Origin of the sequence: Streptomyces phaeolivaceus (assembly GCF_009184865.1) — a bacterium.
Classification (GTDB): Bacteria; Actinomycetota; Actinomycetes; order Streptomycetales; family Streptomycetaceae; genus Streptomyces; species Streptomyces phaeolivaceus.
The window spans coordinates 1,154,944-1,170,949 of record NZ_CP045096.1 but is presented as its reverse complement, the minus strand read 5'-3'; the positions used below and the strand labels follow the sequence as shown (position 1 = coordinate 1,170,949).

Genomic DNA, 16,006 nt, shown 5'->3' with positions numbered 1-16,006 from the left:
CGCAACGCGGACTCAGGCCGAGTGCTCCGGCAGACGGTCGAGAAACTCCGCCTGTGCCGGGACGATCACGGCCCGCGCCCGTTCCACGGTCAGCCACTCCACGCGGTCCAGCTCGGGGAACTCCTGGATCCGCCCCGACCTCGGCGGCCATTCCATGCGGAAGGTGCCCGGTACGACGGTCGCCGGGTCGAGGTCCGCCTCGATCGCCCAGGCCGTGACGATCTTGCCGTTCCTCTGCCGTACCTCGCCCAGCGGTACGGCCTCCCCGTCGGGCGGCGCCAGCCCCAGTTCCTCCTGGAACTCCCGGCGGGCCGCGTCCCAGGCGGTCTCGTCCGGCTCGTACTCGCCCTTGGGCACACTCCACGCGCCCGCGTCCCTGTGCGCGAAGAACGGGCCGCCCATATGGCCGAGCAGCACCTCCACGCCGTGCTCGGTACGGCGGTGCAACAGCAGTCCGGCGCTGCGCTTGGGCGTGGTCAACGCGTCACCTCGGGGTGTGCGGCGAGCAGGGTCTCGACCGTATCGGCTTCCGCCGGGGTCTTGTCCTCGCGATAGCGGACCACACGGGCGAAGCGGAGGGTGACACCGGCCGGGTAGCGGGTGGAGCGCTGGAGGCCGTCGTAGGCGATCTCGACGACCAGTTCCGGGCGTACGGTCACGCCCCAGCCGTGTTCCTCGACGGCCAGCTCGGTCAGCCGCCGGGTCTGCCAGGCCAGCAGGGCGTCCGTCAGACCTTTGAAGGTCTTGCCGAGCATCGCGAACGAGCCGTCGGCCGCGCGGGCGCCGAGGTGGAGGTTGGAGAGCCTGCCGGTCCGGCGGCCGTGGCCCCACTCGGCGGCCAGGACCACCAGATCGAGGGTGTGCACGGGCTTGACCTTCAGCCAGGACGCCCCGCGCCGGCCCGCGCTGTAGGGGGCGTCGAGGGCCTTCAGCTTCCCTGTCAAGTTCAGCGTGTTGAAGCGAGGCCGGCGGACGGACAGCGTCAAGGACCACGCCTCACCTCCTCGCGATGACGTGCACCTTGCCCCCGGCCTCTGCCAGCTGCTGGCGAAGCTCTTCGTTTTCAAGTTGTGCGAGATGGAGGGCGCCGACGAGAGCTTCATTGTCTGCCTTCAACTGTCGGATCTCTTCCGCATCATCCTTCCGTAGTCGCTTCAACCTGGCGACCTCCCGGCGGAGGCGTTGTTCGCTGTCTGGAGTGCCGCCGAGGGCTCGCACCTTCTGGTAGAAGAGGTTCTTGAGGTCGAGGTGCCGTTGGGTGAGCGCGTTTCTCGGAACTCCTGCCTCTACTGCCAGAGCGACGATGGTTAGAGCGCCGCTTGAGTTCTCCGATTCTCCAGTGAGGATTCGTTCCATGGCCGCTTTAATGCGGATGCGCTCGTCGTGTGTGGGACTCACTCTGTTTCCTTAAATTTCTGTTTGGGATCCCGGATTCGGCGGGACCCGGTGGGCGCAGTTGCGCAGTGATTCTCGAAGCCGACGAAACGACTCACCGTCTCGCTGCCCAGCCACCAGGGCCCGGGCAACTGCACGCGCTTAGGCGCCGATCTCGCTGTGCACCGTTGGCAACTCCACCCTCCGCCCGCAAAGATCGCGGGTATGGCATCCCACGTGAACCAAGCCCGCGCCCTGTCCTTTGATACCGTTGCCACGCAGTACGCTGCGACCCGCCCGGGCTATCCACCAGCCCTTTTTGACGCCGTAGAGGAACTCGCCGGCCGAGCGCTGGCCGACGCCGACGTGCTGGACTGTGGGGCTGGCACCGGCATCGCCACCCGGCTGCTGAGCGAACGCGGCGCCCGCGTCGTCGCCCTGGAGCCGGGCGCCGGTATGGCCGCGGAGCTGCGCCAGGCCGAGCTGGAGGTTCCGCTGGTGCGGGGTGAAGGGAACCGACTGCCCTTCGCCGCCAGCAGGTTCGACGTGATCACCTACGCCCAGGCTTGGCACTGGACCGACCCGGCCCGCTCCGTCCCCGAAGCACTGCGTGTGCTGCGCCCGCACGGCGTGTTGGCCCTGTGGTGGAACCAGGCCGACGTCAGCGTCCCGTGGATCGCGGCGGAGGAGGACCGGCTCGCGCCCTTCACTCGCGGTTTCCCGACGACTGTGGCCGAGCTCTTTGCTTCGTTTCCGGTCAGGGTGGCTACCCGCGAGATCACGTGGTCGCGCCGGATCACCGTCGAAGAGCACGTCCGCAACCTCGCCACCCACTCGCACTTCGTGGTCATGGACCCCGTCGAGCGGACAGAACTCCTCGACGCGAACCGTACCGCGCTTGCGCGGCTCTTCCCCGATGGCGAGCTTGATGAGCCGTACCGGTGCGGTCTGACCGTCGTACGGCCGGCCACCACTCATGCCTGATCAGAGCTGGAACTCAAAGGGTCACTGAGGATGACGCGAGAGCGGTCGTGGTGGTCGGCTTGGGCGCGAAGAAGGTCGGCTCGGGCGCGCATTCGATGACCGAGTGGATCTGGAACGTTGAGGGCTTGCCCGTTCAGGGATTCTGCCTCCTTCCTCATGAGCCGGGCATGGCTATCGAGCCGTGCCACGTTCGAGCATGACGAGACGCATCGGTCCAGGCGAGGCGATTCTCTGTTGGTGACACGATTGCAGAGCGCCCGGTCGGGTTTATAGACACACATGAGCATGGCCGATGGGTTGTCATAGACCGCCAGTGATGGGTTCTGAAGAAGTGCACGAGCCTGCCGTGCGGTGACCACGGATCCGGAGAATTCAGGGGCATGCTGGGCCGCGTTGATCGCTCTCCGAGCTGCTGAACCAGATACTCCTTCACCGTTCGCCAAGTCATCGTTGAGCGCGGCGAGAGTGTCGGCAACCGACAGGGCCGTTTCAACGTCCAGGAGGTCATGGATCCCGTCCCGACTTCGGGATGCGTATCCGACGCTCATGGCAGTACGCATATGTCCGTACTGAATAGCGAGTGCGACCAGGCCGCCCGGACGCCTTGCTATATGCCAGGCCAACGTTCGACGAAAACGTGATACCCCGACAGCTCCGTACTTGTCAGCTGGGATCACCTCATGAGGGCGCCCAAAACGCTTGGCAAGGTCCGAAGCCCACATGGTGAAGTTTTCGATCCTCTTGTTCATCGTTTCTGGTATAACGCCGCCGAACAAATATCCCTCCGGGGTCAGGCGCTCAACGATGCGAATAGCCTTGACCACCGGGTCAATTGCAACCCACGGCACATCGCGTAGGACACCTTGAGGAACGTGATTCCCCTCGTCGTCGAGTGCCGTCTTGAAGACGCGGCTGTAGATTAGGTGCCGTCCTGACCTCGGATCGGGGCAACATCCCTTTTCGAGTCCCTGAACTTCGCGGGGGCGCATTCCGGTCAGGTACGAGACCGCTACGTAAGCGGCAGTGAGCAGATGGCGCCTTAGGGCCTCAACCTCCGAGTAGTCGATGAATTCCGTCCATGGAAGTCCATCGATTTGTCCAACTACCTCAGTGAGGACTGGAGCTGGTCCGCTGGCAGACAGAAGATGATCCCTCCAAGACCCTTCGATAACCTGACGGTGGACCTGGCGAATCGAAGCACCTGTCACGAAGGAGATGTACTTTGCCGCGAGGCCACTCCGGTTTCCGGCAGCCATACTGGGCGGCGATATTCCGGCAGTTATCAGCCCTCTTAGATATTCCTCAAGCGCAGCCCCACCCGCTGGAGTGGAAGGTGTCAGTTCACTTTGGGTCAGTATCTCTTCCCTCCTGTCGATGGCGCGAAGGATGTCGTCGGAAAAATCGTCGACCACGCGGAGGGCCCAGATGAGCAATGGGCCCATGGTTTGAGGTGTGATCGGGGCGGTGACGTTCTCGCCAGTGGACGATCCGGCTGGAAGGAAGTCATCGGCTCCTTCACTGAGCCACGGTGGTTCGCAGATCCCGATAGGCAAGGGATTCGAAGAGTCGAGAGCCCACAGTCGCGTGATAGAGGCCAGCACCTTCTGGACGGAAACGCGTGGCTGGCCTCGGCTTCCAAGATGGAGGGCATACGCTCGCAAATTCTCAGGAGTGCAATCGCGCAGCGAGGCATGACCTGATTCCTCCAGCCACTGGCAGAAGGCCCGCCATTTCATAGCCATGGGATAGACCTGGCCTGGAGACACCGTGGTTCGCCAACGGGATGGCTTTCCTATCAGAAAGCTTGTGGGCAGCGATGTGTTGATCAGCAACCAGACCAGATAACGCAGCTCTGATTGAAACGAGACAGGGAAGCGATCCCAATGAATCGTCTCGATTGATGTCCCTGGCCCGTGCGCCAGGCCAGCCAGATTCCAGGACCGGTCTCCGAAGCGGGGTATCGGTCCGGTGAAACCCTCGGCTATCAGACCGGGGAGAATGGCATCAGCATCCGGAGCCGGATAGAAGTAGACCTCTTGAACGGAAACGGTCACAGATCGTACTGTCCTTCCAGGAGTCGCTTGACGACTTCCTTGTCGCCTGACGAGACTCTTGCCGACGCATCAGTCCAGATAGCGTCACCCAGCCGAGCCTTCAAGTCCTCCAGGCGCATAAAAGGAGAGCCCCACTCCTCTGCCCATATTTCGTCTCCCAGAACGGAGCGCAGACTGGCTATCGAGCGATGCAGATATCCCAAGCGGGGATGATGTTTTGGGTGTATCCGCGCGTTCGGGCAGGCCGTACACATCAAGAACGAGGCATTGCAGCCCATTCCCGGTGTGCTGAACGGACTGTTCTCGTAGTCGGAGCAGTCCGCGGTGGGCGTCTCCTGCCCGCCGGCCTCGGCGGACGCGGCCAGTTGCGCACGCAGGACGACCTGCTGAGCATGGGCGAGGGCGCTCTCGGCCCCTTTCGCGATGATCGGGACGGAGGCTTCCTGAACCTGGGGCTCGGGGAGGACGTAGACGCTGTCGTGGGTTTCCTGGCTGTTCTGACCGGGCTCTCGACGATGCAGTGCATTCACTGTCTTGCGCATCCTGCGCAGGGGCGCACCAGTCAGGCCGGTTTCGTTCAGCCAGCAGTCCGCAGCATTCTTCGTGAGTCCGATGCTGAACGGTGTGACGGGAGATAGGTTCCTCGACCCCGGCTGGGAGTTTCGCCAGACGAGGAGGAAGTCGAGGCTGTTGTCGGCAGCAGTGACGAAAGCTCTAGCGTGAGACGTCGCCTCCAGTGCCTGTGTGATCAGTCTCCCCGGGGTGTCGGCACCGCCGTCCGTGACGTTCCTCGTCTCGAAATGACGCCCCGCGCCCCGTCTTGGCTTTTCCAACTCCATCCGGTAGGTGGGGAATCCCCCGGATCCGCTGTCGGACATGGCCCGCGGTGTGCACATGTCTGATACGACCGTCGCGTTCAGCCCGAACTCCATGACAAGCAGAACAGACAGCGCATATGCTTCGGCGCGGCTCAGGAATAGGCGCATCCAGGTCCACTGGGCGTTGTCGCCCCCGAGCGCGGTGACGTACTGCGGAAGATTGCGCTTCCAGCCATTGTCGCGGCGGATGTGAGGAACGTAGCCGGTCCGGGTAAGGGCGTCCAAGGCTTCCCCGATGAGCCAATCCCGGCTCTGCGGTTCGAAGGCACCAGCGCGCCACTGATGAAGATGTGCAGTGTTGGATTGGATCCTGAGGTGGGCGGAGCGGAATATCTTCCGGGCCGCCGCACGTACCTCCTGAAACTCGTCCGGGGCCAGTGCTTGCTCCTTGGTCCTGACAGTTGGAAGCCGCTTGGCCATCGCGGATCTCGTCGCCTCGCTTAGGTCCGCTTGTTTGCGCAGGAAGCCGCCCAGAGAGGTGACTTGGTGGTAACCGTAGATGCCCTCAGGCCGACGCATCCGCCATCTGTTCCACAGAGCTGGCGTGAGGTCTTCAAGTCTCTGAGGCGGGATATCCTGTCCGGCGCAGAAGCGACCGAACGCGAGAAGGTAGAACCACATGGCTCGGCTGGACTTGAGGGAGTCCCAACCGCCCCCTGGAGCACACTTCTCGGAGAACCACCGTGCGAAGGCGTGTTGCAGCTCAGCGCTTACCGGAAGCTGGTCGAACTCGAAGGTGTCGATGTTTCCTTTCTTGTCGCGATGCTCGACTTTCAGCCCATCGTGCTGACGAGGGGCTGGCCGGTGATGTGACTCCGTCGGCAACGCGGCCTTCCGCCCTCGCCGGCTCACAGGACTGCCCAATCATCGCGCAGGTCCTGAATCCGGCTAGTTTCCGCTGCGAGTTGGGCGAGAATCCAGGATACGTCGTCAACTGCCGAGTCAGTCGAGTCGTCTGATGCTCGCCCAGGCGTGGCAATCAGAGAGTGCAATTGCAGGTCGGAAACGGGTGCCAGATAGATCTTGCGGGTGGTTTCGACGTCCGCGTGCCCGAGTAGGTCCTGGACCATGCGCCACGGATCTCCATAAAGGAGAAGGAAGTCCCGGCGCTCTTGAGGTGTCAGGCCGAGACGGACGTCCATGACATGGTGAAGCACAACCAGCATGTAGAGAGCGAAAGAATGCCGACACATGTGTGGGGTGCAGAAAGGAGGTTCAGCGATCGTTTTGGCCAGAACCTTCTGGCACCGGTCCGTAGCGGTGCGGAATATTCCCTCCCACGACGACGGCTGAAACGGTAGCCCTGACTCGTTGAGCCATACCCAAAGAGGCTCGGGACCGTCGGGTCCTTCCGTGAAAAGAAGAGCCCGCTCTTCGACACCTGCCTGTGCCAGTGCCGTCTTTCCGACCGTTCCGTCACGGTCGCGCCAGTGGAGAACCTTCATGCGGTGCCCCGAGACCGAAGTCACAAGACGCAGCTGCGGAAGTCTTTCATACCTTCCCTGACGTTGGGCCCGGCGGATGCTTGCCGCCCGGGTCGATTCACAGTACGTCTCTATCTCACCCACGACCGGGCTCGCGACGTAAAAGGTTCGAGCACGTTTCGACTTCGTTACCACCGGAGCAAGCCGACTTGCATAGTACCGGCGCTCGTCCATCGTCAAATTCGGGATCTCCAGTGTCAGTAGAGAGGCCCCCTCGGTAAGCCGAACCCCGGACGAGAACAACAGATTGGCGAAGGCCGAATTTCGATCCGCCAAGCGACCAGCCCAGGCCGCGTCGGGAACCCCGTCGGCAGAGAACCCGCGCAAGCCAACGTCTACCCACCGACGGAACGTCCTGGGCGTCAGCCAGCGCACATTACTGGACCTCGCGTCTTTGGCCCGGGCGGCAGGCACCTCCACGATCTGCCCGTGCCGCCCGATCGCCTCACGCGTCTCAATCGGACTCACGGACACGTACTGCTGCTTGACCGCCCACGAGTACAAGCGACCCAAAGCAGCGAGGCCACGGTTCCAACGTGCGCCGCCGACCTTCTCCGGATTGCGAATAGACCTCGTCCGCCAGTCCTCAAAGTCCCACAGATCGCTGGAAGTTGCCTCATCCCAGTTCTTGCCCCGGACCCACAGGAAATCGAAGAAGACGCAATAGTCGGTCGTATAGTTCCGCTTTGACTCCGGCTCAAGCCGGGAAAACGACGAACGGGCCAGAAACTGGCTCAGCCGTCCGTCGACCTGGCAGTTGGGCGACAACAGAATCGGAGTCCCTGGCCGGATCCCCGCACGTGTCTCGCGCTCCTCCAAGTCCTCCCAGCCGCCCAGCGCCGACACTCGGGTCGCCTCGACGACCCGCCTCGCCGACACCCAGTAGACACGCCACCCTGACACCACGAACCTCCCTGCTGACCTGCTTCAACACGCAGATTCAACAGGGAATTCAGCACGACGCCCTCGTGGCCGCGTTCCAGGGTGTCGGCGAGGAAGCGCTCCGCGGTAGGCAGATCGGCGGGGTCGGTCACGAGGGTGCGGCGGACCCGCATCGGCTCGGGGACGAGCCGGGCCAGTTCGGTGTGACGGTCGGTGCAGGGCAGATCCAGGAGGTCCCGGCCGTCCACGGACAGCGCGTCGAAGAAGACGGGGGAGACGGGCACCTGCTCGGCCGCCGTCGTCACGTCCAGCCGTGACCCGACCCGTCCGGCGGTCTCCTGGAAGGACCGAGGCCGTCCGTCCCCGTCGAACGCGATCACCTCGCCGTCGAGGATGAACCGATCGCCCCGCAACTCCCGCGCGGCGGCCGTGAGTTCGGGCAGCCGGTCGGTGATGTCGTCCAGGGGCCGGGTGTAGACCCGTACGGCGTCGCCGTCGCGGTGGACCTGGACACGGATGCCGTCGAGCTTCTCCTCGACCGCGCAGCCGCCCAGCTTCGCCACGGCCTCGGCGACGGAGACCGCGCTGTGCGCCAGCATCGGCAGCACGGGCCGTCCGACGGTGAGCCGGAACCCCGCCAGGGCCGAAGGGCCCTCCGCCAGCAGGGCCCGTGCCACGGTCTGGAGGGAGCCGGCCAGCATCACCGCCCGCCGTACGTCGGCGGCGGGCGCGCCGGTGGCACCGGCCAGCCCCTCCACGGCCACGGCGTCCAGGGCGCCCTGGCGGACCTCGCCGGTCAGCAGGCCGAAGAGGTAGCGCTGCTCGTCCTCGGTGGCCGCCGCCAGCAACTCGCCCACCAGGCGCTTGCGCGCGGCCTGTGAACCGGGTCCTGTGGTGCCGCCGATCGCCGTCAGCCGGGCGTCGACCTCACGGACGGTGAGGGTGGGTTCGGTGGCCGGGGGGATCCGCTGGTCCAGGACCTTCCAGCCGATGCCGAGCCGGCCCTGGGGGAGGCGGCCGGCGAGGTAGGGGATGACGATCGGCACGTCGTCCGCCTCGGCGTCCCGGAAGAGGTCGGCGAGCAGGGTGGTCTTGCGGGACCGGGCCGAGGTGGTGGCGATCTCCTGGGAGGTGCGGGCCAGCCGGGCGAGCAGCATGAGGCCATGGTCCTACGGAGTTGAGCCGGGCGCCTATGGGTGGTGCCGGGCGCCTATGGGTGGTGCCGTGCGCCTGTGGGGTGGGGTGCCTGTGCGTCGGCGGGTGCGGGTCGGTGGGGCTTCTCGCGCAGTTCCCCGCGCCCCTGGAGGCGATGGCCCTGCGGGCCGGTCGCCTCGGTGCCGCGTGCGCCCAGCATGGGCGGTTGCTTGGGGGTGGAAGTCCCCTGGGGGAAGAGGTGGTGCTAACCCCGAGCCGGAGGCAAGGGCGTCATCGTGAGGTGGGGTCTGGAGGAAGCCCGAGGCGAGACCTGGGTACCGAGGAACACGAACCGTGTATGAGGCGTACTGGTCGGGTGAGCCTGCACGCGAAGGTGAAGCCCGTCACTGCCAAGAAGGCCAGTGCGTAGACGCGGCGGGGATCCAGGGACAGTGATCGTTCTTACCTGGGGAGATCTGTCCGGGTGTCGGTTGTGCTGAAGATGTCGCCGCGCCGACGGTCCGTGCTGGAAGGTGCGGGCTGACCGGGCAGAAGTCAGCAGAGGCCGTAGTACCAGCCGGGATGGGCACGGTGGCTGGGAAGGGCTGAACATCGAGTGGAACGGGTGATGTGGTGGTTGCTCGTGCTGGTCACAGGGACCGCAGCAACACTGCTTCGGCGGTGCCGCGGGGGGAGGAGCCGGTGCATCCGGCGGAGCCCACGGCGGAGCGTAGTGGCCGGTCGGCGCACTCCACGGAGGACGTTCACCGCGAACAGCGTTCCTCGCTTTGGGAGTTGATGCTCTCGAAGGAGAACCTGCTCGCGGCGCTCAACCGTGTCGAGGTGAACCGGGGTGCTCCCGGGGTGGACGGTATGACCACGGCCGAACTCAGGCCGTGGATCGCGGTGCACTGGCCCGAGGTCCGGGCCGAACTCGATGCGGGCATCTACCGGCCGGCGCCGGTCCGTCAGGTGATCATCCCGAAGCCTGGCGGCGGTGAGCGGATGCTGGGGGTGCCGCGGGTGCTGGACCGCTTGATCCAGCAGGCCGTCGCGCAGGTGCTCGTGCCCATTTTCGATCCTGGTTTTTCGGGGTCGTCCTTCGGGTTCCGTCCCGGCCGGTCCGCCCATCAGGCGGTCAGGGTCGCGCGGCGTGCCATCGAGGACGGCAACCGGTGGGTCGTGGACCTTGATCTGGACCGGTTCTTCGACCGGGTCCAGCACGATGTCCTGATGGCACGGGTCGCGCGCAAGGTCACTGACCGCAGGGTCCTGAAGCTGGTTCGCAGGTATCTGGAAGCCGGGGTCATGGTGGACGGCGTGAAGACGCCGGGCAGGGAGGGGACCCCGCAGGGCTCCCCGCTCTCGCCCGTCCTGTCGAACATCATGCTCGACGACCTGGACCGGGAACTGTTCAGGCGCGGTCACCGGTTCGCACGTTACGCCGACGATCTGCGGATCTTCGTGCGGAGCAGGCGGGCTGCTCAGAGGGTGCTCGACTCGGTCACGGCCGTGGTCGAGCAGCGGCTGAAACTGAAGGTCAACCGGGTGAAGTCGAAGGTGGTCCCAGCTTCCGTCATGACGATGCTGGGGTTCGGCTTCTACTTTGTCCGGGGTGGGAAGGTCAGGGTCCGGGTCGACCCGAAGGCGGTCGAACGCCTGAAGGTTCGGCTCAAGGAGCTGACCTCGCGCCGGTGGAGCGTTGCGATGGCTGACCGCATCGCGCAGATCAACCGCTTCACCACAGGCTGGATGGGCTACTTCCAGCTCGCGGACACTCCCAAGGTGTTCCAGGAGCTGGACAAGTGGTTCCGTCGCAGGATGCGGCAGATCCGCTGGAAGGAATGGAAACGGTACGCGACCAGACGTCGTAACCTGCGGGCGCTCGGGATCGGTGAGCGTGATGCTCGGGAATGGGCGGCCAGCAGCAAAGGCTACTGGCGGGTCGCGAAGTCACCTGTTCTGGACAGGGCACTGCCCATCTCCTACTGGGACGACCTGGGCCTGAAGATGCTCAAGCCGACCTGGCAACGGTTGAGACCAGCTTGGTGAACCGCCGGATGCGTGACCCGCATGTCCGGTGGTGTGGGAGGAGGGACGGGCGACCCGTCCCTCCTACCCGATTCTATTCCCGTGTTGCCGCGTCCAGGTCCGTCATCAGGAGGTCTCCGTTGATCGTCGCTCCCGCCCGGTAGCCGGACGACGCCGCGTTGATGACCTGTTCCGAGAAGCCCATCGCGTTGCCCGCCGCCCAGACTCCCGGGACCGTGGTCAGGCCGGTGGGGTCGACCACGGGGTAGGCGCCGAAGGGGGTCTCGTGCAGGTCGGCGCCCAGTTCTTCCAGGAGGCTCGTCCGCGGGATCGGGCGGGGGGCAGTGAAGAGGACCGAGCGAGGGTGGGTCGTGCCGTCGGTGAGGCGGACGCCGGTGAGGCGGTCGTTCTCGACGATCAGGTTCGCCACCTTCCCGGGCACCACCCGGACCCCGGCCGCGGCGAGGCGGCGCAGGTCGTCGTCGGAGAGATCGGACTCGGGGACGGTGTGCGGGAACAGGGTCACGTCCTTGGACCACTGGGAGACGATCAGGGCCTGGTGGACGCTCATCGGGGTCGTGGCGAGGACGCCGAAGGGCTGGTCGCGGACCTCCCAGCCGTGGCAGTAGGGGCAGTGCAGGACGTCCCGGCCGAAGCGTTCGGCGACGCCGGGGACGGCCGGCAGCTCGTCCTTCAGTCCGGTGGCGACGACCAGGCGCCTGGCGTGCGCTGCTCGGCCGTCCGCGAGGGCCACGGTGAAGCCCTGGCCCTCCTCGTCCCGGGTCACCTCCACCACCCGGTCTTGGACAAGTTCGACGCCGTACCGGGCGATCTCCTCCCGGCCGATCGCCAGGAACTCCGCCGGCGGCATGCCGTCCCGCGACAGATAGCCCTGCATGTGCGCGGCGGGCGCGTTGCGGGGCTCGCCCGCGTCGACGACCAGGGTGCGGCGCCGGGCCCGGCCGAGGACCAGGGCGGCGGAGAGTCCCGCGGTACCGCCGCCGATGACGATCACTTCGTACTGCCGGGGCGCTTCGTACTGCTCGGTCATGGTGACCACCTCCACGACCGACGGTCGCCCGCCCGCTGCCGTATTGACAAATGTCTTTGCCGAAACTGCAATTGCCGTATGAGCGATTTCGGTGAGGCGAGTGACGTGAGTGAGCCGGTGGCCGGGACCGACGAGGTGCTCGCCGGGGTCGGGCCGCGGCTGCGGCGGATCCGGAAGGAGCGGGAGGCGACGCTCGCCGGGCTGTCGGAGGCGACCGGCATCTCGGTGAGCACGCTGTCGCGGCTGGAGTCGGGGCTGCGCAAGCCCAGCCTGGAGCTGCTGCTGCCGATCGCGCGGGCCCACCAGGTGCCGCTGGACGAGCTGATCGGGGAGCCGCCCGTCGGTGACCCGAGGGTGCGGTCGAAGCCGCTCCAGCGGCACGGGCGGACGTACTGGCCGCTCACCCGGCAGCCGGGCGGCCTCCAGGCGTTCAAGGTCCTCGTGCCGCAGTCGAAGCAGGAGCCGGATCCGCGCACCCACGAGGGGTACGAGTGGCTGTATGTGATGTCCGGGAAACTACGTGTCGTGCTCGGCGAGCATGATGTGGTGATGGTGGCCGGGGAGGCCGCCGAGTTCGACACCCGGGTGCCGCACTGGTTCGGGTCGACGGGGGAGGGGCCGGTGGAGTTCCTGAGTCTCTTCGGGCCGCAGGGGGAGCGGATGCACGTACGGGCCAGGCCCTCGCGGTCGTGACGCACGCTACTGGGGTCCAGCTGTTCCCTGGATGGCAAGCGACCGCTTAGTATGCATGCGTCAGTCGACCCCGGGTCAGACGAAGCAGTCCGAAGCAGTCCGTGGAGGCACCGCATGCAGGCATGGCAAGTGCACGAGAACGGCGAGCCGAGCGAGGTGATGCGGCTCCAGGACGTGGAGCGGCCCACGCCCGGCGACGGCCAGGTCCTGCTGAAGGTGCGCGCCGCGAACATCAACTTCCCCGACGTGCTGATGTGCCGGGGGCACTACCAGGTCAGGCCGCCGCTGCCGTTCACCCCCGGCGTGGAGATCTGCGGCGAGACCGAGGACGGCCGCCGGGTCATCGCCAACCCGGCGCTGCCGTACGGCGGTCTCGCCGAGTACGCGGTCGCCGATGCCGCCGGGCTGCTGCCCGCGCCCGGGTCGCTGGACGACGCCGAGGCCGCGGCCCTGCACATCGGCTATCAGACGGGCTGGTTCGGCCTCCACCGCCGGGCCCGGCTCGAAGCGGGGGAGACCCTGCTCGTGCACGCCGCCGCCGGAGGGGTCGGCAGCGCGGCGGTACAGCTCGGCAAGGCGGCCGGGGCCACGGTCATCGGAGTCGTCGGCGGCGCCGACAAGGCGGCCGTGGCCCGCGAGCTGGGCTGTGACGTGGTGGTCGACCGGCGGAGCGAGGACGTCGTCTCCGCCGTGAAGGAAGCCACCGGAGGCCGGGGCGCGGACGTGATCTACGACCCCGTGGGCGGCGAGGCCTACACGCAGTCGACCAAGGTCGTCGCCTTCGAGGGACGCATCGTGGTCGTCGGCTTCGCCAGCGGGACGATCCCCAGCCCCGGCCTCAACCACGCCCTCGTCAAGAACTACTCGATCCTCGGCCTGCACTGGGGCCTGTACAACACCAAGAACCCGAAGCTGGTCCAGCACTGCCACGAACAGCTCACCGACCTGGCGGCCCGGGGGATCGTCAAGCCGCTGGTGAGCGAGCGCACGCCGCTCGACGGGGCCGCCGCCGCCGTACAGCGCGTCGCGGACGGTGTGACCACGGGCCGGGTCGTCGTGGTGCCCTCGCCGGAGAACGGAGCCCTCGCATGACCGACGCAGCCGACCTCAGGCGCCGCACCGCCGAGTTGCTGGCCGCGTACCCGCCGGCCACCACCGACCGGCTGGACTTCCTGCGCGCCCGCTTCGACGCCGGGCTCGCCTGGGTGCACTACCCCGAGGGCCTCGGCGGACTCGGCGCCCCGCGCTCCCTCCAGGTCGTGGTGGACGCCGACCTGGAGGCGGAGGGCGCCCCCGGCAACGACCCGCGCCGCATCGGCATCGGCCTCGGCATGGCCGCGCCGACGATCCTCGCCTACGGCACGGAGGAGCAGAAGCGGCGGTATCTGCGCCCGCTGTGGACCGGTGAGGAGGTCTGGTGCCAGCTCTTCAGCGAGCCCGGCGCCGGGTCGGATCTCGCCGCCCTCGGGACGCGGGCCGTGCGGGAGGGCGACGACTGGGTGGTCAACGGGCAGAAGGTGTGGACGTCCAGCGCGCACATCGCCCGCTGGGCCATCCTCATCGCCCGCACCGACCCGGACGTGCCCAAGCACCGGGGCATCACCTACTTCATCTGCGACATGACCGACCCGGGCATCGAGGTCCGGCCGCTGCGACAGGTCACCGGCGAGGCCGAGTTCAACGAGGTGTTCATCACCGACGTGAGGATTCCGGACACCCGTCGTCTCGGTGCGGTCGGCGACGGCTGGAAGGTCGCGCAGACCACGCTCAACAACGAACGCGTCGCCATCGGCGGGATGCGGCTGCCCCGCGAGGGCGGCATGATCGGCCCGGTCGCCAAGACCTGGCGCGAGCGCCCCGAACTGCGCACCCACGACCTCCACCAGCGGCTGCTGAAGCTCTGGGTCGAGGCCGAGGCCGCCCGGCTCACCGCCGAGCGGCTGCGCCAGCAGCTCGTCGCCGGACAGCCCGGCCCCGAGGGCGCCGGCATGAAACTCGCCTTCGCCCGCCTCAACCAGGAGATCAGCGGCCTGGAGGTCGAACTCCGGGGCGAGGAAGGCCTGTTGTACGACGACTGGACCATGCGGCGCCCCGAGCTGGTCGACTTCGTCGGCCGTGACGCCGGCTACCGCTATCTCCGCTCCAAGGGCAACAGCATCGAGGGCGGGACCACCGAGGTCCTGCTGAACATCGTCGCCGAGCGCGTCCTGGGCCTGCCCGGCGAACCGCGCACCGACAAGGACGTCGCGTGGAAGGACCTCGCCCGATGAGCGCACAGCCCGACCTGCTGTACTCGGAGGACGAGGAGGCCCTCCGCGCCGCCGTCCGCGACCTGCTGAACGACCACTGCGACGCGGCGGGCGTGATCGCGCGCGCCGAGACGGACGCCCCGCACGACCGTGAACTGTGGAAGCTGCTCGCCGACGGCATGGGCCTCGCCGGGCTGCTCGTCCCCGAGGAGCAGGGCGGCCAGGGCGCCACGCACCGCGAAGTCGCCGTCGTCCTGGAGGAGTTGGGGCGGTCCGTCGCCCCCGTGCCCTTCCTCACCAGCGCCGTCGTCGCCACCGAGGCGCTGCTCGCGGGCGACGCCGGCGACCTGCTCGCCGACCTGGCCTCCGGCCGCCGGATCGGCGCCCTCGCGGTCGCCCTGAACGTCTCCGCGGGCAGCGCCTACAAGGTCGTACGGTTCGAGGACGGCGCCCTGCACGGGGAGCTGACCGGGATCGCGGACGCGGCCGTCGCCGATGTGCTGCTGGTGCCCGCCGACGACGGGGGCCTGTACGCGGTGGACGCCTCCGCCGCGACCGTCACCCCGCAGGTGTCCCTGGACCTGACCCGGCCGCTGGCGAAGGTCACGCTCGACGGGGCGCCCGGCCGGCTCCTCGGCGACGCAGAGCCCGCCGTACGCCGGGCTCTGCGGGCCGGGGCCGGACTGCTGGCGTCCGAGCAACTCGGGCTCGCGGAATGGACGTTGACCGAGACGGTCCGCTACCTCAAGGAGCGCAAGCAGTTCAACCGGCCCGTCGGCGGCTTCCAGGCGCTCAAGCACCGGCTCGCGCAGCTGTGGCTGGAGGTCGTCAACCTGCGCGCCGCCGCCCGGAACGCGGCCGACCAGCTCGCCACCGGCGGCGCCGACGCCGATCTCGCGGTGGCCGTCGCCCAGGCCTTCGCGGCGCCCGTGGCCGTCCACGCGGCCGAGGAGGCGCTCCAGTTGCACGGCGGCATCGGCATGACCTGGGAACACCCGGTCCACCTGTGTCTGAAGCGGGCGAAGGCCGACTCGATCGCCTACGGCACGGCGGGCGCCCACCGGGCGGCCCTGGCCGAACTGGTCGACCTCCAGGCTCCCTGAGGCGCCCCGCCCGACAACCGGCGAAGGACAGACGAAGCCCGCCCCACCAGGGGCGGGCTTCCTCGTGTGCGCGCGACGACCCGAATGAA

12 protein-coding genes and 2 pseudogenes are annotated in these 16,006 nt (G+C 67.3%); 6 read left to right on the top strand and 8 right to left on the bottom strand.

Going from position 1 to position 16,006, the window contains the following annotated elements:
* Window positions 1-12 precede the first annotated feature (12 nt).
* The 3 genes and pseudogenes from F9278_RS05575 to F9278_RS05565 form a co-directional block, all read right to left on the bottom strand.
* Window positions 13-480 carry an NUDIX domain-containing protein gene (locus F9278_RS05575; RefSeq protein ID WP_152167260.1) on the bottom strand — a complete coding sequence of 156 codons (468 nt, stop codon included), beginning with the start codon at window positions 478-480 and terminating at the stop codon, window positions 13-15.
* Window positions 477-932 (bottom strand): annotated as a pseudogene (locus tag F9278_RS05570) (ATP dependent DNA ligase); the annotation flags it as partial. The gene F9278_RS05575 and the pseudogene F9278_RS05570, both read right to left, overlap by 4 nt.
* Window positions 933-996: 64 nt before the next feature.
* Complete coding sequence (locus F9278_RS05565; RefSeq protein ID WP_152167259.1) at window positions 997-1,398, bottom strand: hypothetical protein; 402 nt, start codon at window positions 1,396-1,398, stop codon at window positions 997-999.
* Window positions 1,399-1,599: 201 nt separating this feature from the next.
* On the opposite strand from F9278_RS05565, the gene F9278_RS05560 reads away from it, so the two are divergent.
* Entirely contained in the window at window positions 1,600-2,358 is a 759-nt protein-coding gene (locus F9278_RS05560) for a class I SAM-dependent methyltransferase (RefSeq protein WP_152167258.1), read from the top strand.
* Here the strand turns inward: F9278_RS05560 and F9278_RS05555 are convergent.
* The 4 genes and pseudogenes from F9278_RS05555 to F9278_RS05540 all read right to left on the bottom strand — a co-directional run.
* On the bottom strand, window positions 2,349-4,412 hold the full coding sequence (locus F9278_RS05555) for an integrase (protein WP_152167257.1): 2,064 nt from the start codon (window positions 4,410-4,412) through the stop codon (window positions 2,349-2,351). The two genes, F9278_RS05560 and F9278_RS05555, sit on opposite strands and share 10 nt — an antisense overlap.
* Window positions 4,409-5,911, bottom strand: coding sequence for a hypothetical protein (locus tag F9278_RS05550; RefSeq protein ID WP_152167256.1), 1,503 nt, complete (start codon window positions 5,909-5,911; stop codon window positions 4,409-4,411). Before F9278_RS05550 ends, F9278_RS05555 begins: the two co-directional genes overlap by 4 nt.
* A gap of 227 nt (window positions 5,912-6,138) precedes the next feature.
* Window positions 6,139-7,620, bottom strand: coding sequence for a site-specific integrase (locus F9278_RS05545; protein WP_226966648.1), 1,482 nt, complete (start codon window positions 7,618-7,620; stop codon window positions 6,139-6,141).
* Window positions 7,621-7,676: 56 nt separating this feature from the next.
* Window positions 7,677-8,813 (bottom strand): annotated as a pseudogene (locus F9278_RS05540) (ATP-dependent DNA ligase); the annotation flags it as partial.
* Window positions 8,814-9,588: 775 nt separating this feature from the next.
* Here F9278_RS05540 and ltrA point away from each other — a divergent pair.
* A complete protein-coding gene (gene ltrA, locus F9278_RS05535) occupies window positions 9,589-10,842 on the top strand; it encodes a group II intron reverse transcriptase/maturase (RefSeq protein WP_152167255.1) in 1,254 nt (417 codons plus the stop codon).
* A 73-nt stretch (window positions 10,843-10,915) separates the two neighbouring features.
* Here ltrA and F9278_RS05530 read toward each other — a convergent pair whose 3' ends face one another.
* Window positions 10,916-11,872, bottom strand: a complete 957-nt coding sequence (locus F9278_RS05530; protein WP_152167254.1) for an NAD(P)/FAD-dependent oxidoreductase — start codon at window positions 11,870-11,872, stop codon at window positions 10,916-10,918.
* 78 nt (window positions 11,873-11,950) lie between these two features.
* On the opposite strand from F9278_RS05530, the gene F9278_RS05525 reads away from it, so the two are divergent.
* The 4 genes from F9278_RS05525 (at window position 11,951) to F9278_RS05510 (ending at window position 15,917) form a co-directional block, all read left to right on the top strand.
* Window positions 11,951-12,565 carry a helix-turn-helix domain-containing protein gene (locus F9278_RS05525; protein ID WP_193241380.1) on the top strand — a complete coding sequence of 205 codons (615 nt, stop codon included), beginning with the start codon at window positions 11,951-11,953 and terminating at the stop codon, window positions 12,563-12,565.
* Between the two features lie 114 nt (window positions 12,566-12,679).
* Entirely contained in the window at window positions 12,680-13,657 is a 978-nt protein-coding gene (locus F9278_RS05520) for an NADPH:quinone oxidoreductase family protein (RefSeq protein ID WP_152167253.1), read from the top strand.
* The gene (locus tag F9278_RS05515; RefSeq protein ID WP_152167252.1) at window positions 13,654-14,835 is read left to right on the top strand and encodes an acyl-CoA dehydrogenase family protein; all 1,182 of its coding nucleotides are present in this window, start codon (window positions 13,654-13,656) and stop codon (window positions 14,833-14,835) included. The genes F9278_RS05520 and F9278_RS05515 overlap by 4 nt, the downstream gene beginning before the upstream one ends.
* Entirely contained in the window at window positions 14,832-15,917 is a 1,086-nt protein-coding gene (locus F9278_RS05510; protein WP_152167251.1) for an acyl-CoA dehydrogenase family protein, read from the top strand. The genes F9278_RS05515 and F9278_RS05510 overlap by 4 nt, the downstream gene beginning before the upstream one ends.
* Window positions 15,918-16,006: the final 89 nt, after the last annotated feature.